At 58.2% G+C, this 24,611-nt stretch carries 26 protein-coding genes and 1 other RNA gene; 14 read left to right on the forward strand and 13 right to left on the reverse strand.

The window, feature by feature from the left end:
* Window positions 1–240 precede the first annotated feature (240 nt).
* The 5 genes from D9N14_RS02640 to D9N14_RS02660 all read left to right on the forward strand — a co-directional run bounded on the left by D9N14_RS02640 (window position 241) and on the right by D9N14_RS02660 (window position 4,293).
* Window positions 241–1,638: an FAD-binding oxidoreductase gene (locus D9N14_RS02640; protein ID WP_290576587.1), complete on the forward strand. Its 1,398-nt coding sequence runs from the start codon at window positions 241–243 to the stop codon at window positions 1,636–1,638.
* Window positions 1,639–1,659: 21 nt separating this feature from the next.
* Window positions 1,660–1,965: a Dabb family protein gene (locus tag D9N14_RS02645; RefSeq protein ID WP_290576589.1), complete on the forward strand. Its 306-nt coding sequence runs from the start codon at window positions 1,660–1,662 to the stop codon at window positions 1,963–1,965.
* A 31-nt stretch (window positions 1,966–1,996) separates the two neighbouring features.
* Window positions 1,997–2,683 carry a fumarylacetoacetate hydrolase family protein gene (locus D9N14_RS02650; protein WP_290576591.1) on the forward strand — a complete coding sequence of 229 codons (687 nt, stop codon included), beginning with the start codon at window positions 1,997–1,999 and terminating at the stop codon, window positions 2,681–2,683.
* Window positions 2,684–2,808: 125 nt separating this feature from the next.
* The gene (locus D9N14_RS02655) at window positions 2,809–3,240 is read left to right on the forward strand and encodes a hypothetical protein (protein WP_290576593.1); all 432 of its coding nucleotides are present in this window, start codon (window positions 2,809–2,811) and stop codon (window positions 3,238–3,240) included.
* Window positions 3,241–3,261: 21 nt separating this feature from the next.
* Window positions 3,262–4,293 (forward strand): hypothetical protein, encoded by a 1,032-nt coding sequence (locus tag D9N14_RS02660; protein ID WP_290576595.1) that lies wholly within the window; start codon window positions 3,262–3,264, stop codon window positions 4,291–4,293.
* A gap of 5 nt (window positions 4,294–4,298) precedes the next feature.
* Here the strand turns inward: D9N14_RS02660 and D9N14_RS02665 are convergent, their stop codons facing one another.
* From D9N14_RS02665 to D9N14_RS02675, 3 genes are read right to left on the reverse strand one after another with little or no spacing between them, the layout of a single operon-like run.
* Complete coding sequence (locus D9N14_RS02665) at window positions 4,299–4,946, reverse strand: hypothetical protein (RefSeq protein ID WP_290576597.1); 648 nt, start codon at window positions 4,944–4,946, stop codon at window positions 4,299–4,301.
* A 12-nt stretch (window positions 4,947–4,958) separates the two neighbouring features.
* Window positions 4,959–5,729 carry an ammonium transporter gene (locus D9N14_RS02670; protein ID WP_290576599.1) on the reverse strand — a complete coding sequence of 257 codons (771 nt, stop codon included), beginning with the start codon at window positions 5,727–5,729 and terminating at the stop codon, window positions 4,959–4,961.
* Window positions 5,635–6,246 carry an ammonium transporter gene (locus D9N14_RS02675; RefSeq protein WP_290576601.1) on the reverse strand — a complete coding sequence of 204 codons (612 nt, stop codon included), beginning with the start codon at window positions 6,244–6,246 and terminating at the stop codon, window positions 5,635–5,637. The genes D9N14_RS02670 and D9N14_RS02675 overlap by 95 nt, the downstream gene beginning before the upstream one ends.
* Before the next feature lie 320 nt (window positions 6,247–6,566).
* Here D9N14_RS02675 and D9N14_RS02680 point away from each other — a divergent pair, with 320 nt between their 5' ends.
* From D9N14_RS02680 to D9N14_RS02695, 4 genes are all read left to right on the forward strand, one after another.
* A complete protein-coding gene (locus D9N14_RS02680; protein ID WP_290576603.1) occupies window positions 6,567–7,439 on the forward strand; it encodes an oxygenase MpaB family protein in 873 nt (290 codons plus the stop codon).
* Window positions 7,440–7,621: 182 nt separating this feature from the next.
* Window positions 7,622–9,556, forward strand: coding sequence for a diguanylate cyclase (locus D9N14_RS02685; RefSeq protein ID WP_290576609.1), 1,935 nt, complete (start codon window positions 7,622–7,624; stop codon window positions 9,554–9,556).
* 43 nt (window positions 9,557–9,599) lie between these two features.
* Entirely contained in the window at window positions 9,600–10,160 is a 561-nt protein-coding gene (locus D9N14_RS02690) for a cytochrome c3 family protein (protein ID WP_290576611.1), read from the forward strand.
* Window positions 10,150–11,460, forward strand: a complete 1,311-nt coding sequence (locus tag D9N14_RS02695) for a multiheme c-type cytochrome (protein WP_290576613.1) — start codon at window positions 10,150–10,152, stop codon at window positions 11,458–11,460. Before D9N14_RS02690 ends, D9N14_RS02695 begins: the two co-directional genes overlap by 11 nt.
* Before the next feature lie 18 nt (window positions 11,461–11,478).
* Here D9N14_RS02695 and D9N14_RS02700 read toward each other — a convergent pair whose 3' ends face one another.
* A complete protein-coding gene (locus tag D9N14_RS02700) occupies window positions 11,479–12,378 on the reverse strand; it encodes a LysR substrate-binding domain-containing protein (RefSeq protein WP_290576615.1) in 900 nt (299 codons plus the stop codon).
* Window positions 12,379–12,507: 129 nt separating this feature from the next.
* Here D9N14_RS02700 and D9N14_RS02705 point away from each other — a divergent pair, with 129 nt between their 5' ends.
* Window positions 12,508–13,074: a pyridoxamine 5'-phosphate oxidase family protein gene (locus D9N14_RS02705; protein WP_290576617.1), complete on the forward strand. Its 567-nt coding sequence runs from the start codon at window positions 12,508–12,510 to the stop codon at window positions 13,072–13,074.
* Entirely contained in the window at window positions 13,071–13,466 is a 396-nt protein-coding gene (locus tag D9N14_RS02710; RefSeq protein ID WP_290576619.1) for a VOC family protein, read from the forward strand. Before D9N14_RS02705 ends, D9N14_RS02710 begins: the two co-directional genes overlap by 4 nt.
* A 36-nt stretch (window positions 13,467–13,502) precedes the next feature.
* Here the strand turns inward: D9N14_RS02710 and D9N14_RS02715 are convergent, their stop codons facing one another.
* The 5 genes from D9N14_RS02715 to rpiA form a co-directional block, all read right to left on the reverse strand.
* Entirely contained in the window at window positions 13,503–13,994 is a 492-nt protein-coding gene (locus tag D9N14_RS02715; RefSeq protein WP_290576621.1) for a hypothetical protein, read from the reverse strand.
* A 61-nt stretch (window positions 13,995–14,055) separates the two neighbouring features.
* Window positions 14,056–14,658: an RNA polymerase sigma factor gene (locus D9N14_RS02720; protein WP_290576623.1), complete on the reverse strand. Its 603-nt coding sequence runs from the start codon at window positions 14,656–14,658 to the stop codon at window positions 14,056–14,058.
* Window positions 14,659–14,793: 135 nt separating this feature from the next.
* A complete protein-coding gene (locus tag D9N14_RS02725; protein ID WP_290576625.1) occupies window positions 14,794–18,801 on the reverse strand; it encodes a PAS domain S-box protein in 4,008 nt (1,335 codons plus the stop codon).
* The gene (locus tag D9N14_RS02730) at window positions 18,779–19,492 is read right to left on the reverse strand and encodes a response regulator (protein ID WP_290576627.1); all 714 of its coding nucleotides are present in this window, start codon (window positions 19,490–19,492) and stop codon (window positions 18,779–18,781) included. Before D9N14_RS02730 ends, D9N14_RS02725 begins: the two co-directional genes overlap by 23 nt.
* 114 nt (window positions 19,493–19,606) lie before the next feature.
* Complete coding sequence (gene rpiA, locus D9N14_RS02735) at window positions 19,607–20,266, reverse strand: ribose-5-phosphate isomerase RpiA (RefSeq protein WP_290576629.1); 660 nt, start codon at window positions 20,264–20,266, stop codon at window positions 19,607–19,609.
* A 110-nt stretch (window positions 20,267–20,376) separates the two neighbouring features.
* On the opposite strand from rpiA, the gene ilvA reads away from it, so the two are divergent.
* On the forward strand, window positions 20,377–21,900 hold the full coding sequence (ilvA, locus tag D9N14_RS02740) for a threonine ammonia-lyase, biosynthetic (protein WP_290576631.1): 1,524 nt from the start codon (window positions 20,377–20,379) through the stop codon (window positions 21,898–21,900).
* A gap of 315 nt (window positions 21,901–22,215) precedes the next feature.
* Window positions 22,216–22,341 carry a hypothetical protein gene (locus D9N14_RS02745; RefSeq protein WP_290576633.1) on the forward strand — a complete coding sequence of 42 codons (126 nt, stop codon included), beginning with the start codon at window positions 22,216–22,218 and terminating at the stop codon, window positions 22,339–22,341.
* A 45-nt stretch (window positions 22,342–22,386) separates the two neighbouring features.
* Here D9N14_RS02745 and D9N14_RS02750 read toward each other — a convergent pair whose 3' ends face one another.
* From D9N14_RS02750 to D9N14_RS02765, 4 genes are all read right to left on the reverse strand, one after another.
* A complete protein-coding gene (locus D9N14_RS02750; RefSeq protein ID WP_290576635.1) occupies window positions 22,387–23,016 on the reverse strand; it encodes a 5-formyltetrahydrofolate cyclo-ligase in 630 nt (209 codons plus the stop codon).
* Between the two features lie 53 nt (window positions 23,017–23,069).
* Window positions 23,070–23,251: non-coding RNA, 6S RNA (gene ssrS / locus D9N14_RS02755), on the reverse strand.
* 66 nt (window positions 23,252–23,317) lie between these two features.
* A complete protein-coding gene (locus D9N14_RS02760; RefSeq protein WP_290576637.1) occupies window positions 23,318–23,629 on the reverse strand; it encodes a cell division protein ZapA in 312 nt (103 codons plus the stop codon).
* On the reverse strand, window positions 23,626–23,841 hold the full coding sequence (locus tag D9N14_RS02765; protein WP_290576639.1) for a TIGR02449 family protein: 216 nt from the start codon (window positions 23,839–23,841) through the stop codon (window positions 23,626–23,628). The genes D9N14_RS02760 and D9N14_RS02765 overlap by 4 nt, the downstream gene beginning before the upstream one ends.
* A gap of 173 nt (window positions 23,842–24,014) precedes the next feature.
* Here D9N14_RS02765 and D9N14_RS02770 point away from each other — a divergent pair, with 173 nt between their 5' ends.
* Window positions 24,015–24,596, forward strand: a complete 582-nt coding sequence (locus D9N14_RS02770; RefSeq protein ID WP_290576641.1) for a UPF0149 family protein — start codon at window positions 24,015–24,017, stop codon at window positions 24,594–24,596.
* The last annotated feature ends 15 nt before the right edge of the window (window positions 24,597–24,611 follow it).

Below are 24,611 nucleotides of genomic sequence, written 5' to 3' on the forward strand. Positions count from 1 at the left end.
ATCCAGAGAAGTCGTGCTCATGCTGTTTACTCGTATCAAATGGGGGTAGCTTTGAGGGCGGCTATGGTATCATATCGCATCGAAAACGCAGTCCCGCACCGTGAAAAGATCCGTGAAAATCTCGCATGGTGGTGTGAAATTCCCTAATGGACGCACTTCCGGATTGCCTGCCCAGGGGGCGTGTGACCGCTCGGTTCGCCTCAATATCCTGAATAACCAGCTGTAAATAAAGAGAAAACCATGACCGACACCAACCAGATCATTGCCGGATTAAGCCAGCTTGTGGATGCGGGCCGTTTACTTACCGATGCCGACAGCCTCAAGCATTACGGTTGCGACTGGACCAAGAAGTACGAACCCCAGCCCCTGGCCATTGTATTGCCGAAAACCGTGGAGCAGGTGCAGGCTGTTGTACGCTATGCCAACGAACACAAGCTGGCCCTGGTGCCCTCTGGCGGGCGCACCGGCCTCAGTGCGGCGGCGGTGGCGGCCCATGGTGAAGTGGTGGTGGCGTTTGATTTGATGAATAAAATCAACGGTTTCAACCCCATTGATCGCACTGTGCAGTGCCAGGCCGGGGTGGTCACCGAGCAACTGCAGCAGTTTGCGGAAGAAAATAACCTTTACTACCCGGTGGACTTTGCTTCCGCCGGTTCCAGTCAGTTAGGGGGCAATATCTCCACCAACGCCGGTGGCATCAAAGTGATCCGTTACGGTATGACCCGGGAGTGGGTGAAGGGCCTCAAGGTGGTCACCGGCAAGGGGGATCTGCTGGACCTGAACGTGGGTCTGGACAAGAACGCCACCGGCTATGATTTCCGCCACCTGTTCATCGGCGCCGAGGGTACCCTGGGCTTTATTGTTGAGGCCACCATGAAGCTGGCCCGCAGCCCCAAGAACCTTACCGTGCTGGTGTTGGGGGTGCCGGAGTTCCGCGCCATCATGAAGGTGCTGGAGACGTTCCAGAGCCAGATCGACCTGACCGCGTTTGAGTTCTTCTCCGACAAGGCAGTGCAGCTGGTGACTGAGCACCAGGACGTGCCCCGTCCATTTGAAGCCGCCACCCCGTATTACGCGCTGCTGGAATTTGAAGCCCCCACCGAAGACGTACTGGAGCAGGCCATGAGCCTGTTCGAGCACTGTGTAGAGGAAGGTTGGGTTCTGGATGGGGTCATCAGCCAGAGTGAAACCCAGGCGGCCAACCTGTGGCGTCTGCGGGAAGGCATCAGCGAAACCATTGCGCCATTCACTCCTTACAAAAACGATGTGTCTGTACTGGTGTCGAAAGTGCCGGATTTTCTGGAAGAGATCGATTCCATCGTCAGCACTCAATACCCGGATTTTGAGATCGTCTGGTTCGGTCACATCGGCGACGGCAACCTGCACCTGAATATCCTGAAGCCCCAGGCCCTCAGCAAAGAGGAATTTTTCCAGCGTTGCGAACAGGTGAATACCCAGGTGTTCGAAACCGTGCAGAAATACCATGGCAGTGTGTCCGCCGAGCACGGGGTGGGCATGACCAAAAAGCCCTATCTGCAGTACACCCGCAGTGCAGCGGAGATCGATTACATGCGGGCGGTGAAACGCAGCTTTGACCCCAACAACATCATGAACCCCGGCAAAGTCTTTGATCTTTAACGGGTGAGAACGGGGGCCATAATGATTAAACATATTGTGATGTGGAAGCTGCTGGAACAGGCCGAGGGCAACAGCAAAGCCCACAATGCGCAGCTGGCCAAAGCCAAACTGGAAGCCCTGAACGGCAAGGTGCCCGGTTTGTTGAAGCTGGAAGTGGGCATCGACTTTTCCGCTACCGAGACCTCCATGGACCTGCTGCTGTATTCCGAATTTGAAGACCGCGCCGCCCTGCAGCGCTATCAACAACATCCGGAGCACGTGGCGGTGTTTCCTTTCATGCAAGCCATCCGCAGTGAGCGCCGGGTTGTGGATTACGAAACCGATTGAACCAGCAAGCGATAGAATAAAAGAAGGCCCCATGAACGATCACATCACGGCGTATCAACACATCCTCAATGGCGAAACCCTGGATCTGCCCCTGGGCAAAGTGGTGTGTGTGGGCCGTAACTACGCCGCCCACGCCCGGGAACTGAATAACCCGGTGCCCACCACGCCCATCCTGTTCATCAAACCCGCCACCGCCGTGGTGCCGTTCGCGGGTGAGATTGCCATTCCCAAACAACAGGGCGAATGTCATCACGAACTGGAAATGTCAGTGTTGATCGGCAAACCGCTGCGGCATGCCAGTGAAACCGAAGCGCAAGCCGCAATCAAGGGCTTCGGCCTGGGGCTGGATCTGACCCTGCGGGATCTGCAAGCCAAGCTGAAAGAAAAAGGCCACCCCTGGGAAGTCGCCAAGAGTTTTGACGGCGCCTGCCCGTTGTCGGCGTTCGTACCCGCTGCCGCATTGAGTGATCCACTGCACACCGAACTGAGCCTGCAGGTGAATGGATCAGCGCGCCAGCAGGGCACTACCGCCGACATGATCACACCGCTGTATGAACTGCTGGCGTACATGAGCCGTTACTTTACCCTGCTACCTGGTGATGTGGTGCTGACCGGGACACCGGCCGGGGTGGGGCCACTGCAGGTCGGTGATCAATTGGTTGCCCAACTGGGGGCTGCCCCGGATACCCTGTTGGAGTGCCGTGCCCGGGTGAGCTAGACGCTTCAGGCCGCTGCGACGGTTGCTAAAGTTCGTCTCATAGCGGAACAGATTCTGTGTGATCTGGATCATCGAGTTTTGCACCGGGTTGGGTTATACCTACAAGAAATCACAGGGAGGCCACTATGCTGACACTCAAGCTTAAAGAAACCATGAAAGGCTGGCTGGAACTGAACGCCTCCCACCAGAAGGAGCCGCTGGAATTTTCCATTGATGTGACGTTCATGCATCGCCTTAAACTCTGGAAGCCGCAGCCATTCCTGGGCTCGATCACGCTGTCCCAGCGTCATGTCAGCACAGAGACCCACGGTTATTTCACCCTCAAACCCGCAGGCCCCCGTTATGAATTGTGGTTCGATTTGCCGGGGGTGGGGCCCGTGGAGGCCAAGGGTGAAAAATCTTACGATCTGATGAATCTGAAGGAATCGCTCACCATGTGCCCGTTGACGTTGTATCAGAACGGCCAGGCCATCGGTTACATTGAAGTCGCCTATGAGGATTCCCTGGTCACCTTTCCGTTTAAAGCGTTACGGCTTTCCCGTTACGCCACCATTTGAGTGTGTTGAGGCTTTAAGACCATGGACAGTTTCACGGACGCGACCAGACTGGACCCGTATGCGGAACAGCGGCGCGCCATGAATGAGTGCCGTTATCTGCACCACGCGGCAGGGCATTACGAAAGTTATTTTGTGCGGGCCAACCACCCCAGCCGCCCTTTGGCGTTCTGGCTGCGTTACACCATTTTTGCGCCCAAGGGCCATGCCGAGCACAACCTGGGTGAGTTATGGGCCATCCTGTTTGACGGTGAACGCAACCGCATTGTGGTGGCCAAGGAATCCTGCCCTCTGGCGCAATGCCAATTCGACAACGGCCAGCTTAACGTATTGTTGAAACAATCCCGCCTGCGCCCCGGGGTGGCCATCGGCGAAGCCAGGCAGGGTCGTAACCGGATCGAATGGGATCTGTCCTACCAGCCCGGTGATGAGCCGGTGTTTTTGCTGCCGCAATCCCTCTACGACACGCCCTTGCCCAAAGCCAAGGCCCTGGTGGCCAACCCCAATGCAGTGTTTCGGGGCACCTTACGGGTAAACGGCGAAACCATCGTGGTGGATCATTGGGTGGGCAGTGAGAATCACAACTGGGGCAGCCAGCACACCGACGAGTACGCCTGGGGTCAGGTGGCAGGCTTCGACAACGACAGTGACGCATTTCTGGAGTGCGCCACGGTGCGGGTACGCCTTGGCCCGTTCAAATCGCCGCGCATGACCATGCTGGTCTGCCGGGTGGCGGGGGAGACCTATGTGATGACAAACCTGGTGCAGGCGGCTCTGGCCAGGGGGCGCTATGACTATTTCAACTGGGAGTTTGAAAGCCGCAATCAACAGGCCCGCATCCGGGGGGTGATCAGCGCGCCCCAACATCTCTTTGTGGGGCTCACCTATCACAATCCACCCGGCGGTTCACACACCTGCCTCAACAGCAAGCTGGCTCAGTGCCGGTTGACCATCACGCCCAAAGGCAAGGCCGAGATCCGATTGCACACGGAGCATCGCGCCGCCTTTGAAATCCTCACCGATGATCACCACCACGGTGTGCCCATTGTTGCCTGATAGGCTCAGAGAAAGCGGTTCAGTTGTTCCCCGGCCTCGGCGTTGTGCTGGCGAATGCTATGGACCGCAGTGCCAAACCACTGGTCGGTTTTCACCGGCCCCAGCACTTCACAACAGGCCACGTAAATCACAGTGAAAAAGTCCTGTAACGCGCGGTCATCAAAGCGGGCCAGATACTGCGGATTATCCGACAACAGATACTGGGCCAGCAGATCATAGCTGCCGTTGACGAAGCGCTTGCCCAGCTGTTTGGCCAACTGTTCATGCAGCTGCTTGCGTTGGCCCACCGAGGCCTTGCGCATCAACTCCGAGATCAGGCTGTGCAGGGCCAGTTGCGACTCGGTGGGCTTCAGGTCAAACACGGTGCTGGCGGTTTTGGCGCGGGCCCGTTCCAGCAGCGGCATGGGGTCCGGCGCCAGGTCGTGGGAGCGCCGCACCAGCACTTCCATCAGGCGGCGCCGGATGTGTTTGGTATCCATTTTCTGTTCGAACAAATGGCCAATGCGGGTCAGGTATTCGTGGATGGCGATGGAGGGCTTGCCCTTGTGATGCTCTTCGAACACCAACAGTGCTTCGATGATCTGATCCTCGTTCAGACACTCCTGGAGCACCGTATAGATGGCGCGACGCTGTAATACGTGTTGCTGATCCATGATAAGCCCTCCTTAACCGGCCAGGGGTTTATGCAGGGGCAGGCGGTCAAACTCCGGATAGCCCCGTTCGGCGTGTTCGCTGTAGTCCATACCCCGCTGCTGATCCAGATTGGAGGCGCGCAGACCGATCAGCTTTTCCAGCAACCAGTAGGCGATGAACGCGGTGGGAAAGGCCCACAGGAATGCCACCGCGCAGCCAAGGGCCTGCACCCCGAGCTGCTGCAGGTTGAACAGGTCCCCTTCCATGAAAAAGCCGGCGGCCAGCGTGCCCCAGACGCCGGCAAAACCGTGCACGGGGATGGCGCCTACGGCGTCATCCAGTTGCAGCAGCTCCAACAGGTAGCTGCCGATGATCACCAGAACACCGCCCACCAGGCCGGTGATGACCGCGTAGGTGGGCGCCATGGTAGCGCAGCCGGCGGTGATGGCCACCAGGCCGCCGAGACTGCCGTTGATGGTGTGGGTGAGCAGCACCGGCTTGCGGGTCAGGGTTTGGGCCAGGAAGGTACCCACGGCTCCGGCACAGGCCGCCAGATGGGTGTTGAGGGCGATCTTGCCCAGGCTGCTGTCCGCCTGCAGGGTGCTGCCGGCATTAAAGCCGAACCAGCCCAGCCACAGGATGAATCCGCCCAGGGCTACATTATTCAGGTTGTGGCCGGGGATGAGGCGGGCCACACCGGTTTCCGGATCAAAGCGGCCCAGGCGGGGGCCCACCACCATGATGCCGGCCAGGGCACACCAGGCCCCCACCGAGTGCACGACGGTGGAACCGGCAAAATCCACAAAGCCCAGCTCCGACAGCCAGCCCTTGCCGCCGAAGAAACCACCCCAGACCCCAGCTGCCGAACACCGGGTAGATGAAGCCAGTGATGATGATTGCCCCCACCAGGTAGCCGGAGTAACGGGTGCGTTCCGCCATGGCGCCGCTGGCAATGGTGGTGGCGGTGGCGGCAAACATGATCTGGAATAACAGAAAGGTGTAGGACCACTCGTCATTGAATTGGGGCAGCCAGTGGCTGGCACCGAAAAAGCCGGTCTGGTTGAGGCCGAACATGATGCCGAAGCCGAAGGCCCAGAACACCATACTGCCCAGGCACACATCCATGTAATTCTTCATCACCACGTTGACCGCGTTCTTGCTGCGGGACATGCCGCTTTCCAGCAGGGCAAAGCCGGTCTGCATAAAAAACACCAGGGCGGCAGCCACCACCAGCCAGACGGTATTCACCGGTTCGTCACCGACAGCGGCCCAGGTATCCACAGGTAAAGCCGCGAGCGTCAGCACTGTAAATCGTTTCATTGGGGAAACCTCAGTTCAAATGTGGAATAAAAATGCGAGATCTTATTACTGAGCGCGATTTGTTCAGCAATCTTTATGCCAGGGAATTTTTCAGGCTCCAGAAACGGGAATAATGCTCTTGAATTGCTTGATTTTGTTGTGGTAGGCAGAAAAGAAAGGTGCATGATCCGGCCCCATGCACCAAATCTAACCCATTGATGATGGCGTATAGTCTCACTTTCTGTGGTAGTTTTGGCCATCCTGGCTGATGGGTTAGGCCATCCTCACCCTATACAGCCTGTGTTACCTTCTCGCCACCAATCCAAGTTGTAGGGGGAAACATGAAAAAGCGCATGAATGTACAGAAAGAAATTGAGCGGCTGGACCCGAAAGCGGACTGCCAGCGCATCGTTTTTCTCACTTCGTACCTGGAATTCCCCTGGGATATGACCCGTGCCCTGGAGCTGGCCCTGTTTCGCACGTTTGCAGTGCCGTCCATTGCTGCCTTGCTGGATCGCACCGGCGAGTTCAGCAACGACACTCTGCGTCGCTACGACGACACCTCCATCATCATCAATGAGATCATGATCAACGGCTATTACTCGGAGCGGGGCGGTGCCTTCATCAAGCGCATGAACCGCATGCACGGGCAATATGACATCAGCAATGATGATTTTCTGTATACCCTGTCCACCTTCATCTATGAGCCCATTCGCTGGATCAACAAGTTCGGCTGGCGCACGCTATACCGGAACGAATGCCTGGCTTTGTATCATTTCTGGTCTGCGGTGGGTGAGCGCATGCGTATCCAGGATATCCCGCCAACCTATGAAGCGTTTGAGCAGTGGAGCCTGGATTACGAGAACAAGATGTTCGCCAATACCGAAGCCACGCAACGGGTGGCCAACTGCACCCGGGATCTGCTGTTGAGCTTCTATTTGCCCAAGTCGTTGTGGAAGACCGCGGAGCCTGCCGTCTATGCCCTGATGGACGAGCCCCTGTTGAAGGCCATGAACTACCCGCTGCCCAGCCCGGCCACCCGGCGTCGGGTGGAGGCCGCCCTGCGGGTGCGGGCCAAGTTGATGCGGTTGCTGCCCAAGCACAAGAATCCGCAGGTGATGACCTTCCAGCAGTTCCCCACCCATCCCGACGGTTATACGGTGGAAGACATCGGCCCTAAATCACTACGGGACAAGTGGCGCCAGAGCGCCTGATCTTCCAGCCCCTGACCGTTCATCCTTTCGCCGGCACCTGGTGGTCCCAGGTGCCCGTTTTTTAACCGCGAATTTCCTGGGGTTAACTATACTGAATTGGTAAACCAGCCGTTCCAGTGGTATCGCCAATGCAGTTTAATTGTGCCTCAGGTTGGGTATCTCTTTGTTTTCTATTGGGAGTTTTGCTCCTGCTCGCTTCTGGTGCCCGTGCAGACGACATCGGTTGGCAGTCTACAGAGGGGCCCCTGACCCTTTCACCCTTTACCCGCACCGTAAAAATCGGCAGCCGGATTCGTTATGTGACCTCTGATCTGGATACGCCGGAGGCACTGCACTCCATTCCCGCTGCCGACTGGCAGGAGAGCTCGGGTAACACCATCAGCCTGGGCTTCCAGACGGAACCTCACTGGTTTGTGATGGATCTGCGCACTGAGGGGGATGTGTCCCGCTACTGGATACTGGAACTGGCCAACCCCATGATCGATCACGTCTGGCTGTATCTGTATCAGGGGGAGCGCCGCTTGCAGCAATGGCACGCGGGGGATGCCATGCCGTTCTCACAGCGACCGCTGGAGGCCTCCCGTCTGCAGTTTCCGTTGCAGCTGCAACCTGACCAGGATTACCGCCTCTATATGAAGGTGAGCAGCACCGAAGCGCTGGAGCTGCCGCTGACGTTATCAGAGCATTTTTACCACACCTTCATGTCGGACCGTCGCTCCCTGGTGGACGGCATTTTTCATGGTTTTCTGATCATCATGGCAGCCTACTCCCTGGCAATCTATGTGATTCTGCGGGACAAGTCCTATCTGTTCTATGCCTGCTATGTGCTGTCGATGTTGCTGTTCTTTCTCAGTCAGCAGGGTTTGCTGTACGAATACCTGTTCCCGGGGGTGCCCTCGCTGCAGCATTATTCCGTGCCCTTGATGTCGCTGCTGATTTATATGTCCATTGCTGCATTTTTCGGTACCTTCCTCGATTTCGGCCAGCACTTCCCGGTGCTGTGGCGGGTGTACCTTTCCATGTTGGGCTTGCACGCACTGTTGTGCCTGGGGCTGGTGTTGCTCCCGTATCAGACGGTGGTGAGCCTGATGGCACTCAACGTGGCGGCATCCATGGTGCTGGGCGTGGTGGGGATCTGGCGCCTGTCGATGCATGGCTCCCGCCCGGCTCAGATTGTGATGGCCGGCTGGGGCATGCTGTTTGCGTTTATCCTGCTGTTTGTGTTCAGCCGCATGGGGATTTTCTACAACGACTTTCTGGCCAGTTATGGCCTGCGTATCGGGGTTTCCCTGGAAATCCTGATTTTCTCCTTTGCGTTGTCGTTCCGCATCAATCAGGAACGGCAGGAAAAAGAGTGGGCGTTGAACAAAATCAACCTGGAACGGGTGGAGCGCATCCGGGCGCAGGAGCTGGCACTGCAGCGGGAGGTCGAGGCCAGCCAGGCCAAGGAGCAGTCATTGCAGATGGAAATCCAGCATCGGGAAAGCCTGGAGCAAGTGGTGGAGGAGCGTACAGCGGACCTGGCGCGCACGCTTCAGGATCTGGAAAAGGCCAACCAGGAACTGGAGCAACTCAGTTCCAGGGACGGGCTCACCGGGCTGTTCAATCGCCGTCTGTTCGATGCGCAGTTGCAAGCCTTGTGGCAGCAGTTGCAGCGCAAGCAACAACCCCTGGCCCTGCTGTTGTTGGATGTGGACCACTTCAAACAGGTGAACGATAGCCTGGGCCACCCCTGTGGCGACATGGTGCTGCGGGAGTTGGGGGCGCTGCTGTCTTCGTTGCTGCATCGACCCACGGATGTCATCGCCCGTTATGGAGGGGAGGAATTTGCCGTGTTGCTGCCGGAAACGCCGGTGGAGGGCGCGCGCCACGTGGCTGAGATGATTGTGCAGGCGGCGGCGGACAAGCTCTATGTCTGGGAGGGGGAAACCCTCCATATCACCGTCAGTGTCGGAGTTCATGTGCTGATCCCGCAACCGGACCTTGACCAGGATCAATTGGTGCAAGGGGCAGATCAGGCACTCTATCAAGCCAAGCATGGCGGCCGTAATCGTTACGTGGTCAGTGGGGATAAGCATTCAGTCGCCCAATCGGTGCCCATGGCGAGGGGGCAATAACCCGCGCAGGGTACTATTAACGATAGGGATATCGAGGAGAGGCATGGTGCCCAGGATGATGCGCTTCAAGCTGGTCTTGATAGCGGCCCTGATCGGGGCGTTTATGATCACCAGCTGGGCGGCACTGGATACAGGCATCCACCTCACCAGTGATTACGAATTCTGCACCCGTTGCCATTCCCATAAGCCCATTGGCACCTCCTACCGGGAAGACCTGCACGGTGGAAACAACCCCGCCGGTTGGCGCGCCCGCTGCAGTGACTGCCATATACCCCACGATAATGCGCTCCACTACCTGTGGGTGAAAGCCGTCCATGGGGTGGTGGACCCCACCATGGAAATTCTGCAAGACCCCCTGGACATTGATTGGCACGGCAACCGGCAGAACCGGGAGCGGTATGTCTATGACAGCGGCTGCCTGCAATGTCACAAATTCATTCAGCACACCTCCATGGCCAATGGGAAAGCCTTCCTGCCCCATCGAAAATACTTCAGTGGTGAGGAAACCGGCTTGCGCTGTGTGGGCTGTCACCAACACGTTGGCCATGCCAATCTGGGCATACACCTTGAGGAACAGGGTTGGGAGAAAAGCCATGATCAATAGAATCTTGCGTGCAATGCTGTTTTGCGTGACCGTCACCATGCCCCTGGTTGCACCGGCTTCGCAAAACCTGGCACAGGTGAAAACGCTCCACATGACGCGGGATATTTCCAGCATCGGCCAGGAGTGCATTCGCTGTCATCAACAGGAAAGCCCGGGACAGGTGGCGGACTGGAAGATGAGCCGGCACGCCCATGCCGGCGTCAGTTGCATCGATTGCCATGGGGTTGCCAAAGACTCGCCCATGGCCACCCAGCATGAATCCCTGGTGGGAACCGATGTGTTTGTGACGGCATTGGTTTCCCCGGCGGTCTGTGGCCGCTGCCACGTGGATGCGAAAAAACAGTTCGACAGCAGTGGTCACTTTCGTGCCTATCACCAGATTATTCCCAAGGATAACCTGCATGCCCTGACCAATGTGCATGAAGGCCAGAACCATCCTGAGCTGAAAGGCGCCCCCAATGAAACCGGTTGCATGCAGTGTCATGGCACCCGCATCGAACTGGACGAACACAACCGGCCCACGCCGGAAACCTGGCCCAACAACGGCATGGGAAACATCTATCCCGATGGTTCCACCGGCAGTTGTACCGCTTGTCACAGCCGTCACACATTTGATATTGCGGAAGCCCGCAAGCCCAATGCCTGTGCCTCCTGCCATCTGGGGCCGGATCATCCGAATATTGAAATCTACAACAACTCCAAACACGGCCATATCTTCAATACCAACTCGGACAATTGGCGTTGGGACACTGCACCGGATGCCTGGGAGCCCGGTGACTATCGTGCGCCGACCTGTGCCACCTGCCATATGAGCGGCATCGGTGAACTGAGCGTCACCCACAACGTCAGCGAGCGTTTGTACTGGAATCTGTGGGCCAAGGAATCGAAGGTGCGCGGTTCGGATGATGTGCTCAGCCCGCTGTTGGGTGACGGGCCGGCCGGGCGTAAAAAGATGAAGTCCGTTTGCAACAACTGCCACAGTCCAAGGCACACCGATGGTTTCTTCGCCCAGGGCGATAAAGCGGTGAAGTTGTACAACGAAGCCTACTACCAACCGGCCACCAACATGCTAAACGAGTTAAAAGAGAAAAAACTGTTGAAGGACAATCCCTGGGCCGACGCGTTCCAGATCAAGTATTACTACATGTGGCACCACGAAGGCCGACGGGCCCGCCAGGGCGCCATGATGGGGGCTGCGGATTATGCGCACTGGCACGGCTTTTTTGAGTTGCAGCAGGATCTGTACGAAATGCAGATGATCTATCAGAAACGGCTGGAGACCGGCAAGATCGAAGACTAGCCATGACCGGCAAACGCTTCATCGGGTGCCCAATGTCTGCCGTAACGATGGCACAGCCAGGTCGATGAACGCTCTCACTTTCGCCGGCAGATTGCGCCCCTGTGGATGCACAATGCTCACCGGAATGGGGGCGCCCTCAAACGCAGTCAAAATGGGTTGCAATGCGCCTGCGGCCACCTGGGCTGCAGCCTGATAGGAGAGCACGCGGGTGATGCCGTGACCGGCCACGGCGGCGGCAATCACCGAATCATTGGTGGTGCTGCTGAACACCGGGGTGGCGCGCAGGGTGATCTCGTTGTCATCCTGATAGTAACGCCACTGGGGACCACGACTGCCGGCGGTGGAGGCGATCAACCGATGCTGATACAGGTCCTCGGGCACCGCAGGCTCCCCATGTTGTTGTAAATACTGCGGCGCGGCGTAGGTTTTCATGGTCACTGTCCCCAGCTCAATGGCGCGCATGGAGGAATCCGGCAAGGCGCCGATCCGAATGCCCACATCAATGCCTTCCTCAATCAGATCGGTGATGCGATCCACAAACAGTGCGGACACCGTCACGTTTTCGTAACGATCCTGAAACGCCGTGATCACCGGAGTGACGTGCAGGCAGCCGAACAGGGCCGGTGCCGTCACCACCAGGTGACCGGACGGGTTACCGTGAATGCCGCTGATGGACTCCTCCGTGCTGATAACATCCGCCACGATACGACGGGCGTCCTGCAAAAAACGTTGCCCGGCTTCGGTCAGCCGCACCCGGCGGGTGGTGCGCAGCAACAGAATCACCCCCAGATGTTCCTCCAGCTCGGCGACGCTGCGGGTGACGGCCGGAGCAGACAAGGCTAGTCGCCGTGCGGCGGCGGCAAAGCCCTGTTCCTCGGCCACAGCAATAAACACACTCATCGCTTTCAGCTTGTCCATGTCACTGTTCCATTTTTTGAAATAGTTAATTGTTGGCGCTGGGTATTCTTAAGGCAAGCGATAGTTGAGATGATCCGGAAAAGCCTTTTTCACAAGCCTTCTCCACACAACTGAAACCGGGAGCACACCATGGGACACCGATTTGCCGACCTGTTGTTTTCCCCCTCCGTGAAGGCGGTGCAGAACGAGCGGGACAGTCGCCGCATCTACCAGCGCTGGGAAGGCGGGGCAGACTCCCACCACCGCCTGGAGGCACGTGAAATTCAGTTTCTGCAGCAACGGGACAGCTTCTATCTGGCCAGCGTCAATCCTGACGGCTGGCCCTATATCCAGCACCGCGGCGGGCCCAAGGGGTTTCTCAAAGTATTGGATGCGCACCACCTCGGGTTTGCCGATTACACAGGCAATCGGCAATACATCACCACCGGCAACCTGCGGGAGAACCGACGGGTTGCCCTGTTTTTGATGGATTATCCCAACCGGCGCCGATTGAAACTGCTGGGGTATGCACAGGAGGTGGCACCGGGTTCTGCCGCACTGGCTGAGCTCTGTGACCCCGATTACGGCGCTACACCGGAGCGGGGCTTCATTATTCAGGTGGCGGCCTTTGACTGGAACTGTTCCCAGCACATTGTGCCACGCTATGACCAGGCCGCTCTCGATTCTCTCATCGCCCAACACAAGGAGTTACCATGAGCACACTGAACATTCATCACCTGGGCCTGTCGGTTCGGGACCTCGACACCACCACCGCGTTCTTTACGGAGATTCTGGGATTCAAGGTGGTACGGGAAAAACCGGATTACCCGGCCAAGTTCATCAGCAACGGGCAATGCCTGCTGACCCTGTGGCAGACCGATGCCGGTGCTGCGGATTTCAACCGGCGCAGTGCGGTGGGGTTGCATCACTTCGCCCTGCGGGTGGACTCGGAAGCCAGCCTGCGTGAGCTTTATCAACAGGCTCTGGGCGTGAGCGGTGTGAGTGCGGATTTTGCGCCAGAGCCCCTGGGCGATAGTGGTGCCCTGCACACCATGTTCTATGAGCCCGGGGGCATCCGCATAGAACTGATCTGGACGGGCGAGTCCTGACACCCTGGTGTGCGTTTATAAGCCCAAGCCGGGATATCAGGCTTGGGCGAAACACAGCAGGGAAAACAGCTCGATGCCCAGCAACAGCGGCCACAATCCCAGCAACCGCAGACTGTTGGCGTGTTGGCTCAGAATGGCGTAGATCGACATCACTACGTGGGTGGCCAGGGACAGCATCACCAGGCTGACGTTGCCCGCGTCGATTCCCAGCAGGGCCCAGTTGGTGGCGGCAGCGGCCACCAACGGCAAGCCTTCCCGCATCCGTGTGATGTCCGTCAGGCTGGCAATATACAGTACGGAAATGGCCGCACTCAAGGCCGCATAGAAGGACGTAGCCGGTGTTTGAATCAGGGCTGACGGCAAGCTGCACAGGGCAATCGCCACCAATCCCCCCAACGTAAATCTGGCACCAAAGCTCAGCAACCTGAGCAGCATTCGGCCCTGCTTCTTAAGTGCAGTGTGCTCATGGCGACGCGTTTGATACCAGGCGGGCAGGAAGGCGCTGTGGTGTAATGTGATCTCTTTCATCGTGGAGCCTCGTTTGGATGGTAGTGGATTCGGTGCAGTGACACGGGTAGTCAAATGGTTGTCAATCGGGCATCACCAACTGCGCCAGTCCGCGGTGCAGGCGGGACTTGACCGTGCCTACTGACTGCCGCTGATAGCGGGCGATTTCCTCCCGGCTCAGGTCATGAAAATAGGCCAGGGTCACTGCCTGTTGTTGGTGCGCCGGCAGGGACTGCAATTGCCGCTGGCAGCAATGGCGCAGTTGCTCTCGTTCCAATTCGGTGGTGGGGCAGGGCGCGTGATCCTCACCCAGGCCAATCAGATTGCATTCCAGCTCATCGCGACGTTTCTGTTCCCGTTGTTCGGCTTTCAGTTTATCCAGTGCGCGATAACGCAGAATGGTGTTCATCCAGGTCATGGGGCGGCCTTGTGCGCGGCGGTACTGGTCTGCGTTCTGCCAGATTTGCAGGAAGGATTCCTGCAATACGTCTTCACTCAGGTCATGGTCTTTGAGGAGTCGCAGCGCCAGTTGTTTGAGGTGCTTGCTCGCTCTGCGGTGCAGGGCGGCCAGCGCATTCTGATCTTGTAACGCAATACGCTGCAGTAAAATATGCAACTCGTCGTCCACAGCAGACGGTGACAGCAAAGCAGAGTGGGTGACCAGGTTCGTGCACGCAATTGCCATAATCTTTCCCCACGGGCAGGTAAACATGTAAGGTTGGGTTGGGGATATTGTGGGGGTGTGGATTATCCGGCTGATTTCAAATTCATGCTGTTCTGTTTACTTTGTTGCACGGTATTGAAACGCAACTGAAACGGATCAGACGGCTTCCAGGCTGGCAACCAGTTTCAACACTGCTTCGGGCGTGAACGGTTTCTCCAGGCCATTCAATCCGGTTTCCTGCAAGAAAGGCGCAATGCTGGGGGACAGCGTATCGCCAGTGATGAACGCCATACGTTTGGTCAGTTGTGGATGGTGCTCGGTCAGATAGCGCCACAGGGCGATGCCATCCATGTCTTTCATGCGCACATCCGAGAGAATGATGTCGCAAGCGTTGGTATCGAGCCACTCCACCGCAGCCCGACCACTGGCCAATTCCGTGGTTTTGAAGCCGGCAGCACGCAGGATTTCCGCCAGCAGCTGCGCCACTTCGGCCTCATCGTCAATGATCAGAACGCTGCGGGTTTGTTCCTGTTCCATCAGTGGGTTGTTGATGGCGGTGCTCTGCGCCGGGTGAGGGGTGGTGGGCAAGCGGATCAGGAAAGAGGTCCATGGGGATGCGTCCTCCAACAGCATCTCACCTTTGTGTTCCCGCACAATGGCACGACTGACCGATAGCCCCACGCCGGTACCCACACCTTCGGCCTTGGTGGTGAAAAACGGATCGAAGATACGGTTTCTCACCTGCGCGGGGATACCGGGTCCGTTATCCCTGACCCGCAGACACAGTGCATCCGGTTCCAGAAAACTGTGGATCTGGATGCAGCGCTTACCGGGGCTCTGTTCCAGCGCCTGCTGCGCGTTGATGATCAGATTCATGATCACCTGGCCGATCTGGTCGCTGTCCATATTGGTCAGCGGCAGTCCGGGTGTCAGATCGGTACTGACTTCGATGTCGCTGGCACGCAGGCCGTAACCCAGCAGGTCCAGTGCCGCAATAATCACATCATTGAGTTGAAACGGGTTGCGCTGGGAAGGGCGTTGTCGCGCCATGGCCAGAAAGGTGCGGACGATGCGGGCACAGCGTTCAGCAGCGGCGTTGATCTTCTCCACATCGGTTAACAGGTTCGGATCAGAGATCTTGGCCTGCAGCAGGGCAGAGCGGCCCATCAGAATGGCAAGGGGGTTATTCAGTTCATGGGCGACGCCGGCCAGCAGAGCCCCCATGGCGGACAGCTTTTCACTTTGGCGCAGCGCGTCCCGTTGCCGTGCCAGTTCCTGTTCAGCACGACGCAGCTCGGTCATGTCCCGGCCCACCACCAGGGTGTGTTGCGCCCCCCGGTAGGTCACCGGCATGGCATGCACTTCACAATTCAGGTTGTCGTGCTGGCGACACTTGAGCGCCACTTCTGTGCGATAACCGCTGCTGCCCGAGGCCGGCTGCATGCGTGCCAACTGGCTGGGATGCAGCTGATCAAACACGTCATTCAAGTATTTGCCCCGGGTTTCCTCCGTCGAATGCCCGGTGAGCTGTTCAAAGCGTCGGTTGGTCTCCACCACCGCGCCGCTGGCATCCACCACCAGCAGGGCATCGCTGCTGGCATTGAACACAGCGCGATATTGTTCCTCGCTGGCCCGCAGGCGTTGCTCGGTTTGCTTGCGATCGCTGATGTCGTTGGTGATGGCCAGGATGCGATCATTGCCGCCGATGCTGGCCCGACGCAAGAACACTTCATTCCAGCCCAGCTTGCCGCTGCGTTCCTGGCGTTGCCATTCAAACCGCAGGCGTTCACCACGGGCGGCCCGTTGCATCAACTCCAGGGCTTCCCGTCCGGTGTAGGGCGCAATCCCGGAACTGATGTCAGCAATGTTGAGGTTCAGCATTTGCTCCCGGTTATAACCCCATAGCTCACAGGCCTTGGGGTTGACGTCGACAATGGCCCAGGTGCTGATGTCGTGGACCAGTATGGCGCTTTCCGAGGCTTCGAAAATGGAACGATAGCTGGTTTCGGACACTTTCATGGCCGCATCAGAACGCTCGCGCTCCAGCTCTGCCACAGCACGGGCGGCAAAGATTTTGAGTACCGACTCCAGTAGGGCAGAGTCCGGCAGGGTATAGCTGTCGAGTACGGCCAGAATCCCCAGAGTCTCCCCGGTGGAGGCAATCAGGGGTACGCCTGCGTAGCTTTCAAACTGGAAGGCCTGCACCACCTCGCAGCCGGGAAAACACTGCGCCAGGCTGTGACTGAAACAATGGTAACCTTGCCGTGCCACTTTGATGCAGGGACTGTCCTCGGTGGAATAAATAATGTTGGAGGAAATCTCACCCTGGTCGCACAACGCCCGGGTCTGGATGTGCTTGTGGTCTTCTTCCAGCAGACCAATCAACGCCATGCGGGCACCCACAGCCGCGGCCAGATGTGTCACCAGCACATCGAAAACCTCTTTGCCTTTGGCGCGGGATACACCAAAGGCCGCTTCCTGCAGCACCGCCTGGGTGCGTTTTTCCTTGGTGATGTCGGTAGAGACGCTGCACACGCCATACACCGCGCCGTCGGCATCGTACAGAGGGAATCGGTTGGACAGGTAGGTGTGCTCGCCGTCGTGCAGGGTAATGGTTTCTTCCAGCTCCAGAGTGGCGCGGTTGCTGACCACCTGTTGATCCGTGCGCAGCAGGTTCATTGCGGTGGCGTCCGGAAACAGGTCCCGTAAATGTTTGCCGGCCACCGGGGAATGCGGAGCGGCGGTAATGGCCAGAAACGACTGGTTGGCCGACACAAAATAACCGGCAGGGTCGCGCACCGAAATCAACGCCGATGAGTTGTTCAGGATTTGCTGCAGGCGTTCTTCGCTGCGGTAGAGTCTGCGCGTTGCATTCACGTTCTCGGTCACCGTGTGGGCGATGACTTCCGCCCACACCGCCCACAGGGTCGGCAGTCGGGGCTTTTCGGTGGCCGGGTCCACGCTGCTGCGCTGGATATAATTCACCAGTGACAACGCCGGGTTGATGAGTTCATGGCGCAACAGAAACAACGCCAGCAGGCAGGTCAGGATCAGGGCGGCGAGAATCACCGCATAGGGAATCAGGCGGGGAATCAGCAGCTGTTGGATCTCGCTGTTCTGCACCAGATACAACACGCTCCAGGGAGCATGGCTGGCCGGGCGCAGTAACAGGGTGCCGGTGTCATGGGTCAGTCGCGTCGGCGCGGCGATGGCCAGGTTCGCCGGCCATGGCCAATCCGGTAGCAGGGTGGTGATCGATTCAATGGCGTTGTCTGCGCCGCTCTGGGTGTCTGCCAGTACCATGCCCTGGTGATCCACAATCAACAGCCGGCCGTGGGTGCGCGGAAACGCCTGCAAAAACTGCTCTAGAGTGGACAGCTTCACATCCGCACCGACACCACCTTTGAACTGGTCATCCACGTACACCGGAGCCCCCAGCGAAATCATGGCACCGGCCCCCACGGCGTCAATGTAAGGCAAGGTCCAATGCAACTGCCGCTGGCCGTTGCGCGCCGGCAGCACACCCAGGAACACGTCGTATTGAAACCAGCTTCGGATGGCCTCTCGCACGGAACGGAAGCCCTGCCCCTGTGACAGCGCCGTGCTGCTGACCCAGGGGTGAATGGCGGCAATCTGTTCATCGGCGGAGAGAAAATACGACCACTGGAAATACGGGTTGACCTGATGGGTGAGGCGGATCAGATTGAATAATTCCAGGGCGCAGAGTTCCATGTGAACATCAGCAACGCGGCCGTCGGCGGTCAACCGTACAAGTTGCCCGGCCACCGCGCGGGTTTCGGCGGGCAATGGGTCCAGTGTCCAGGGGGAGCCGTCTTTCGGCTGCAGAGGTTGCAGGTGCCGGTGCAATGGATGGGGGGATGCCGATTGCTGGCGCAGGCAATCCTGCATTGCCGTTTGCATCTGGGTGACATGGGCCTGGGTGGCAGCGGTGACACCGTCCAGGGCAATACCCAAGGCGGCACTGCTTTGCTCCAGTTCCGACAACACCGTTGCCCGTTGGCTGCGATATTGGTGCAGGGCGAACGCCAGCACCACGCAGAACAGGGGCAGGGCAATGGCCAGCAACAGTTTACGGTTGCGGGCGTTGAGCAATTCTTCGGTGGATTCCAGGCGACGAATATCAGCGGCGGCAATCGGAGACATACATATACCCAACGCCACGCACCGTTTTGATGATTTCCGGTTTTTCCGGTTCCGCTTCTATCTTGCGCCGCAGACGCATGATGCGCAGATCAATGGAACGGTCAAACACATCCCAACCTTTGTTGTGCGCCAGTTCCATCAACTGGTCACGATTGAGTACCCGGTTGGGATTGTCGCTGAAGGTTTTCAGCAGATCGAACTCCATGCTGGTGATGGCGATCTCGTTACCGGCGCCGTCCCGCAATTTGCGTTGGTTCAGGTCCAGTTCTGTGGCACCAAAGCGGATGCGGCCGTGGGACGGGGCAGGTGGCTCACCGTCCTCCAGGCGCCGCAACAGGCCCTTGACCCGGGCCAGCACTTCACGCAGGTCGAACGGTTTGGGAATGTAATCGTCGGCCCCCATTTCCAGGCCCACAATGCGGTCCACCACCTCGCCGGCGGTGGTCAGCATGATGATGCCCACCCGTGGATGATGTTCCCGGCACCAGCGGGCAAGGGAGAGTCCGTCCTCGCCGGGCATGTGGATATCCAGCACCATCACATCCGGGGGGCGTTGTGCAAACTGGAGGCGGGCGGCGGCAGCGTTCAGGGCCGGCACCACGTGATAACCCTTGCCCTGGAAGTATTCCTGTAGAATCTCCACCAGTTCGGGTTCGTCATCGACTACCAGCAGGGTGGCTGTCTGGGCCATGGGGAACGCTTCTCATCGCTGCCAAGCTGAAGTGTCATTATGCCCGCATTGGCAGCGTGAGAAAAAGCGTTTGAAACAATTGAAACAAAGGCGGAACGCCGGTTGCTTCTCGATTTACTTCTCGATGCTCTCCACACCCTGCTCGGTACCCAGCAACAGTACATCGGCGGCGCGGGCGGCAAACAGACCGTTGGTGACCACCCCTACAATGTTGTTCAACTGGTGTTCCAGCTGAATCGGCTGGACGATCTGCATATTGTGGATGTCCAGGATGATGTTGCCGTTGTCGGTGACAAAGCCCTCACGGTATACCGGGTCACCGCCCAGTTTGACGATTTCCCGGGCCACGTGGCTGCGCGCCATGGGGATGACTTCCACCGGCAGGGGGAAGGCACCCAGCACCGGGACTTTCTTGCTGCCGTCAGCAATGCAGACGAACTTTTTCGCCACCGCAGCGATGATTTTCTCGCGGGTGAGGGCGCCACCACCGCCCTTGATCAGGCACAGGTTGGGATCGGCTTCATCGGCCCCGTCCACATACACCGGAATGTCGTCCACGGTATTCAGGTCATACACAGGAATGCCGTGGCTCTCCAGGCGCTGGCGGGTGGCTTCAGAGCTGGCCACCGTGCCTTCAATGCGGCCCTTGATCTCGGCCAGATAGTCAATGAAGTAGTTGGCGGTGGAGCCGGTGCCCACACCCACAATGGTGCCTTCCTCGACATATTGCATGGCGGCTCTGGCCACCGCCTGTTTCAGTTCATCTTGTGTCATGCTGCTGCCCCGCGGGAAAATTTGGGGGAATTATAGGGGTTCAGGGGGCGAACAGATAGTGTATGCTTGCTGCGAAATGCGCCGATAACCCTTAGGAAACCAGCACCACCATGCCCATCCGCACCATCAAGAAGATCCTGCAGGCCCGCGTCTATGATGTGGCTGAGGAGACCCCGGTGGATCGAGCCCGATCCCTGTCCCGTCGCCTGAACAATAATGTGCTGTTGAAGCGGGAAGACCTGCAGCCGGTGTTTTCCTTCAAGATCCGGGGTGCCTACAACAAGATTGTGAACCTGAGCGATGAGGAAAAGTCCCGCGGTGTGATTTGTGCCTCCGCCGGTAACCATGCCCAGGGGGTGGCCCTGGCGGCGGCCCGTTTGGGCATCAAGTCCGTGATCGTCATGCCCCGCACCACGCCGGAGATCAAAGTGAACTCGGTGCGCTCCCTGGGGGGCAAAGTGGTGCTGTACGGGGACGCCTACGACCAGGCCAAGGAACGGGCCGACAAACTGATGGAGAAGCACGGCTACACCTTCGTGCATCCCTTCGATGATTTGGATGTGATTGCCGGGCAGGGTACCGTGGGCATGGAAATCCTGCGCCAGCACACTGGCCCCATGGAGGCCGTCTTTGTGCCGGTGGGCGGAGGCGGCCTGATTGCCGGGGTGTCGGCTTACATCAAATACCTGCGGCCGGAGATCAAGGTGATCGGTGTGGAACCCATCGACTCCAATTGCCTGCAGGCGGCCATGGCGGCCGGTCGCCGGGTGGTGTTGCCAGAGGTGGGCCTGTTTGCCGACGGGGTGGCAGTGAAGCAGGTGGGCAAGGAAACCTTCCGCCTGGCCCACAAATATGTGGACGAGGTGATCACCGTCACCACCGACGAGATGTGTGCCGCCATTAAGGATCTGTTCGACGATACCCGCTCCATCAACGAGCCCGCCGGTGCCCTGGCGGTGGCGGGCCTGAAAAAGTATGTGGAGCGGGAAGGCTGCCAAGACGCCACGTTGTTGGCGATTTGCAGCGGTGCCAACGTCAATTTCGACCGCCTGCGCCATGTGGCAGAGCGGGCCGAGATCGGTGAACAGCGGGAGGCGGTACTGGCGGTGACCATTCCGGAACAGCCCGGCAGCTTCCGCCGCTTCTGCAAAACCCTGGGGCGCCGCTCCATCACTGAATTCAATTACCGCTATGCCTCAGCGGAGGCCGCCCATGTCTATGTGGGGGTGCAGACTGCCGGTCCCAAGGAACGTCTGGCGATCTGTGAGAGCCTGGTGGCCAAGGGCTATCAGGTGCAGGATCTTTCCCTCAACGAGATGGCCAAGCTGCACATCCGCCACATGGTGGGGGGGCACGGCCCCGACAATACCGTGGCGGATACCCGTGAAGTGCTGTATCGCTTTGAATTTCCTGAGCGTCCCGGTGCGCTGATGGAGTTTCTGGGCAAATTGGGCCAGAACTGGAACATCAGCCTGTTCCACTACCGCAACCACGGCGCCGCCTTTGGTCGAATCCTGGTGGGGCTGCAGGTGCCAAGCCGAGAGCACCTTAAGCTGAAGCGTTATGTGCAGGGGCTCGGCTATCGGCATTGGGAAGAGAGCGACAATCCCGCCTACCATTTATTTTTGAAGTAAGTCATTGTTTTTGAGTTTGCATCTTTTCATAGATCGGGGGCCGTGGTAGCTTTCTCACGGTTCCCGGTTTTCCAGGCGGCTTGCCGCCATACAATAAAAAACTGCCCAATGTGATCGAAATGTGAGCTGATACTCACTTGGCGGCTGGCCCTCCTTAAGGGCTGGTCTATAGTTACGTTGAGAGCAGTAGTGTATACACGGCGTTGACCAGAAAGTAATCAAGGTGAACGCTTCTTCCCGACCTCTACACCACAATAATTACGGGAAGGAAACCATCGGAGAGTGATGGCGTGTTTTTTAACGAGGCAAGGTAAAATGAAGAAGAAACCCGATTTGTTGGTTGTACTGATGCTGGTATTGGGTTTGGGTGTGCTCGCAAGCTCCTATACCCAGGGTCAACCGGATCCTGAGATGGTGGCCAGTCAGTTCTCCATTCGCTAGTTCCATCCGGTAGGTTGTTCCCCAGCCTACCGTCTTCCATCGCGTCTACCGGGCTGTGTAGATCGCGCTGTCCGTGACAATCTTGTGCATTACGATATCCCATGGCTCATTGGGCAGATGGGGTGTTTTCTGGCATTCATGGGCCACGCCCACCATCCGCGGTATCCGGGGCCGACTGCCGGTGTTCAAAAAAGCAAAGGTGCGGTCGTAAAAGCCACCACCCATGCCCATGCGGTTGCCCTCCGCATCAAATCCCACCAGGGGCGTTAACACCAGATCCAGAGTCCACACCGGGCAATAGGCGCTGTGATCGCACAGGGGCTCCGGGATGCCGTAGCGGTTCTTGGCCATGGGCTGGTTCGGGTAGTGGGCCATGAACAGCAGGCGGCCCTTGGCACAGGGGTGCAGAATCGGCAGGTAAACCTCTTTCCCCAGGCGCCAGGCCAACTCCAGCAAGGGCTGCGGGTCAATCTCACCATCATTGGGAATGTAGGCGGCAATGCGCTGGCCGAACAGGAACTCCGGCAACCGGCTCAGTTGGCGGCATAGCCCCATGGAGGCCTGGCGTTGCTGTTGCCGGCTCAGGGTGCGGCGTTTATTGCGCAGGGATTTACGAAGGTCGTTCTTGGCCGGGGGAGTGTTAAGGGCGTTGTCTGGCAATTCCAAGTCGTGCATTCCGTTTCAGATGGCCGGGCACCAGGGGCTGGATTGACTGGGATGTAAAGAAAGTGCCCCCCGTTCTGCCGTGACTGGCGGTAGCCCTTGAACCCAAGGTTCAAGGTGGTGGTTCCTATGATGTATCGGGCTTTCCGTCATGCGGACATGCACTCCCACACCAGAAGGAACCCCCGGGTGAAAAAAGCATCGGCTCAGGGACGTCGGCCAGATACCACGAACAGCGCAGGGGGCTCGGGCCCAATTATAACGGAATCCTGAGGGTTTCTCGAACAACCTATTTGTGCCGAAGGGCTTGACTTTACAGATCCAACTGCCGGGCGGAAGCCAGGGCGCGCTCGATTTTCTCGTTGAGCTTGGCCAGCTGCTTTTCGGTGATGCGGTCATAATTGGCCAGTTCGGAGCGGGCCTTGATGAGCTCATGGGCGATATTGAGGGCGGCCATCACCGCGATGCGATCCACACCGACGATCTTGCCGGAACGGCGGATTTCCCGCATGCGCTCATCCAGCAGGCGGGCCGAGCTGCGCAGTTCCTCCACCTCCTGGGGCGGGCAACTGACACCGTACTCCCGGTCCAGAATGTTGACGTGCAACGTTTCGATGTCGCTCATGAGTCCTGCTCCAGTGCCTTCAGGCGAGAGATCATGGCCTCCACTTTGGCCCGGGCCATGTCGTTCTTTTTCATCAGATTGGCGCGTTCTTCCGCCAGTTGCGACTCCCTGGCCTTCAGTGATCGGTTATGGCGTTTGTATTCATCACAGAGTTCAATGAATTCATCCACGCGGGACTCGAGGTTCTTGAATAGCTGCTCAATCTTATTCATTCGGATTCGGTCGCAATTTTTGGTGTCTATGGTACATGAAGTACCGGGTCCGCACTATGACGCTTTTCGCGTTCGGTGCCTGCTCATGGGTTAAGCTTAGCCTGATTCCCGGCTTTGCTACACCCGGCAGCGTGTTACAATGCGGGCAAGTGTTTAGAATCGGAAAAGACCCAATGTCCCTGCAAGCTGAAGACGTACTGGATTTTTACGAACTGGAAGCGGAATTACGCAAGATTGACGCCCTCGCCAGCCCATCGGAGGCCCATGGCATCCTCTGCGGGCAAATCAGCGGCGGCATCAAGGGGGATCCGGTGGCCTGGCTCACGGAATACCTGTCCAACCTGGGCGTGAAGGGGGAACCCTGGGAGAACACCCGGGAGTGGTTCTGCGAACTGCACCGTTTTACCCTGGGTGAGCTGGCGGACGACCAGTTCAACTTCATGCCGCTGTTGCCCGATGACGAAGATCCCCTGGATGCCCGCCTGGGCTCCCTGGCGGAATGGTGTTCCGGATTCCTGGCGGGGTTTGGCTCGGCCGGCTCCCGCAAGCCGGAGGAGTTCACCGAAGATGCCCTCTCCGCCCTGCGTGACATCCAGCAGATCAGTCAGGTGGACACCGAAGTGGATGAGGAAGAGGACGGTGAGGCCGCCTATTTCGAGGTGCTGGAATACGTGCGCATGGCCGCCCTGATGATCTTCACCGAATTTGCCATGGACCGCGACAATATGGTGCCACCCGGTGCCACGATTCATTGATAGCACCGCTGGAGA

It is taken from the genome of Ketobacter sp. (assembly GCF_003671495.1).
Classification (GTDB): domain Bacteria; phylum Pseudomonadota; class Gammaproteobacteria; order Pseudomonadales; family Ketobacteraceae; genus Ketobacter.

Bases quoted from the DNA above. Each gene is read 5' to 3' on its own strand.
- D9N14_RS02720 (WP_290576623.1), bottom strand. From the start codon at position 14,658: ATGGCAATTGCGTGCACGAACCTGGTCACCCACTCTGCTTTGCTGTCA.
- D9N14_RS02715 (WP_290576621.1), bottom strand. From the start codon at position 13,994: ATGAAAGAGATCACATTACACCACAGCGCCTTCCTGCCCGCCTGGTAT.
- D9N14_RS02695 (WP_290576613.1), top strand. From the start codon at position 10,150: ATGATCAATAGAATCTTGCGTGCAATGCTGTTTTGCGTGACCGTCACC.
- D9N14_RS02725 (WP_290576625.1), bottom strand. From the start codon at position 18,801: ATGTCTCCGATTGCCGCCGCTGATATTCGTCGCCTGGAATCCACCGAA.
- D9N14_RS02675 (WP_290576601.1), bottom strand. From the start codon at position 6,246: ATGAAACGATTTACAGTGCTGACGCTCGCGGCTTTACCTGTGGATACC.
- D9N14_RS02650 (WP_290576591.1), top strand. From the start codon at position 1,997: ATGAACGATCACATCACGGCGTATCAACACATCCTCAATGGCGAAACC.
- D9N14_RS02730 (WP_290576627.1), bottom strand. From the start codon at position 19,492: ATGGCCCAGACAGCCACCCTGCTGGTAGTCGATGACGAACCCGAACTG.
- D9N14_RS02705 (WP_290576617.1), top strand. From the start codon at position 12,508: ATGGGACACCGATTTGCCGACCTGTTGTTTTCCCCCTCCGTGAAGGCG.
- D9N14_RS02640 (WP_290576587.1), top strand. From the start codon at position 241: ATGACCGACACCAACCAGATCATTGCCGGATTAAGCCAGCTTGTGGAT.
- D9N14_RS02750 (WP_290576635.1), bottom strand. From the start codon at position 23,016: ATGCACGACTTGGAATTGCCAGACAACGCCCTTAACACTCCCCCGGCC.
- D9N14_RS02645 (WP_290576589.1), top strand. From the start codon at position 1,660: ATGATTAAACATATTGTGATGTGGAAGCTGCTGGAACAGGCCGAGGGC.
- D9N14_RS02760 (WP_290576637.1), bottom strand. From the start codon at position 23,629: ATGAGCGACATCGAAACGTTGCACGTCAACATTCTGGACCGGGAGTAC.
- D9N14_RS02665 (WP_290576597.1), bottom strand. From the start codon at position 4,946: ATGGATCAGCAACACGTATTACAGCGTCGCGCCATCTATACGGTGCTC.
- D9N14_RS02765 (WP_290576639.1), bottom strand. From the start codon at position 23,841: ATGAATAAGATTGAGCAGCTATTCAAGAACCTCGAGTCCCGCGTGGAT.
- D9N14_RS02660 (WP_290576595.1), top strand. From the start codon at position 3,262: ATGGACAGTTTCACGGACGCGACCAGACTGGACCCGTATGCGGAACAG.
- D9N14_RS02770 (WP_290576641.1), top strand. From the start codon at position 24,015: ATGTCCCTGCAAGCTGAAGACGTACTGGATTTTTACGAACTGGAAGCG.
- D9N14_RS02710 (WP_290576619.1), top strand. From the start codon at position 13,071: ATGAGCACACTGAACATTCATCACCTGGGCCTGTCGGTTCGGGACCTC.
- D9N14_RS02690 (WP_290576611.1), top strand. From the start codon at position 9,600: ATGGTGCCCAGGATGATGCGCTTCAAGCTGGTCTTGATAGCGGCCCTG.
- ilvA (WP_290576631.1), top strand. From the start codon at position 20,377: ATGCCCATCCGCACCATCAAGAAGATCCTGCAGGCCCGCGTCTATGAT.
- D9N14_RS02745 (WP_290576633.1), top strand. From the start codon at position 22,216: ATGAAGAAGAAACCCGATTTGTTGGTTGTACTGATGCTGGTATTGGGT.
- D9N14_RS02680 (WP_290576603.1), top strand. From the start codon at position 6,567: ATGAAAAAGCGCATGAATGTACAGAAAGAAATTGAGCGGCTGGACCCG.
- D9N14_RS02655 (WP_290576593.1), top strand. From the start codon at position 2,809: ATGCTGACACTCAAGCTTAAAGAAACCATGAAAGGCTGGCTGGAACTG.
- D9N14_RS02700 (WP_290576615.1), bottom strand. From the start codon at position 12,378: ATGGACAAGCTGAAAGCGATGAGTGTGTTTATTGCTGTGGCCGAGGAA.
- rpiA (WP_290576629.1), bottom strand. From the start codon at position 20,266: ATGACACAAGATGAACTGAAACAGGCGGTGGCCAGAGCCGCCATGCAA.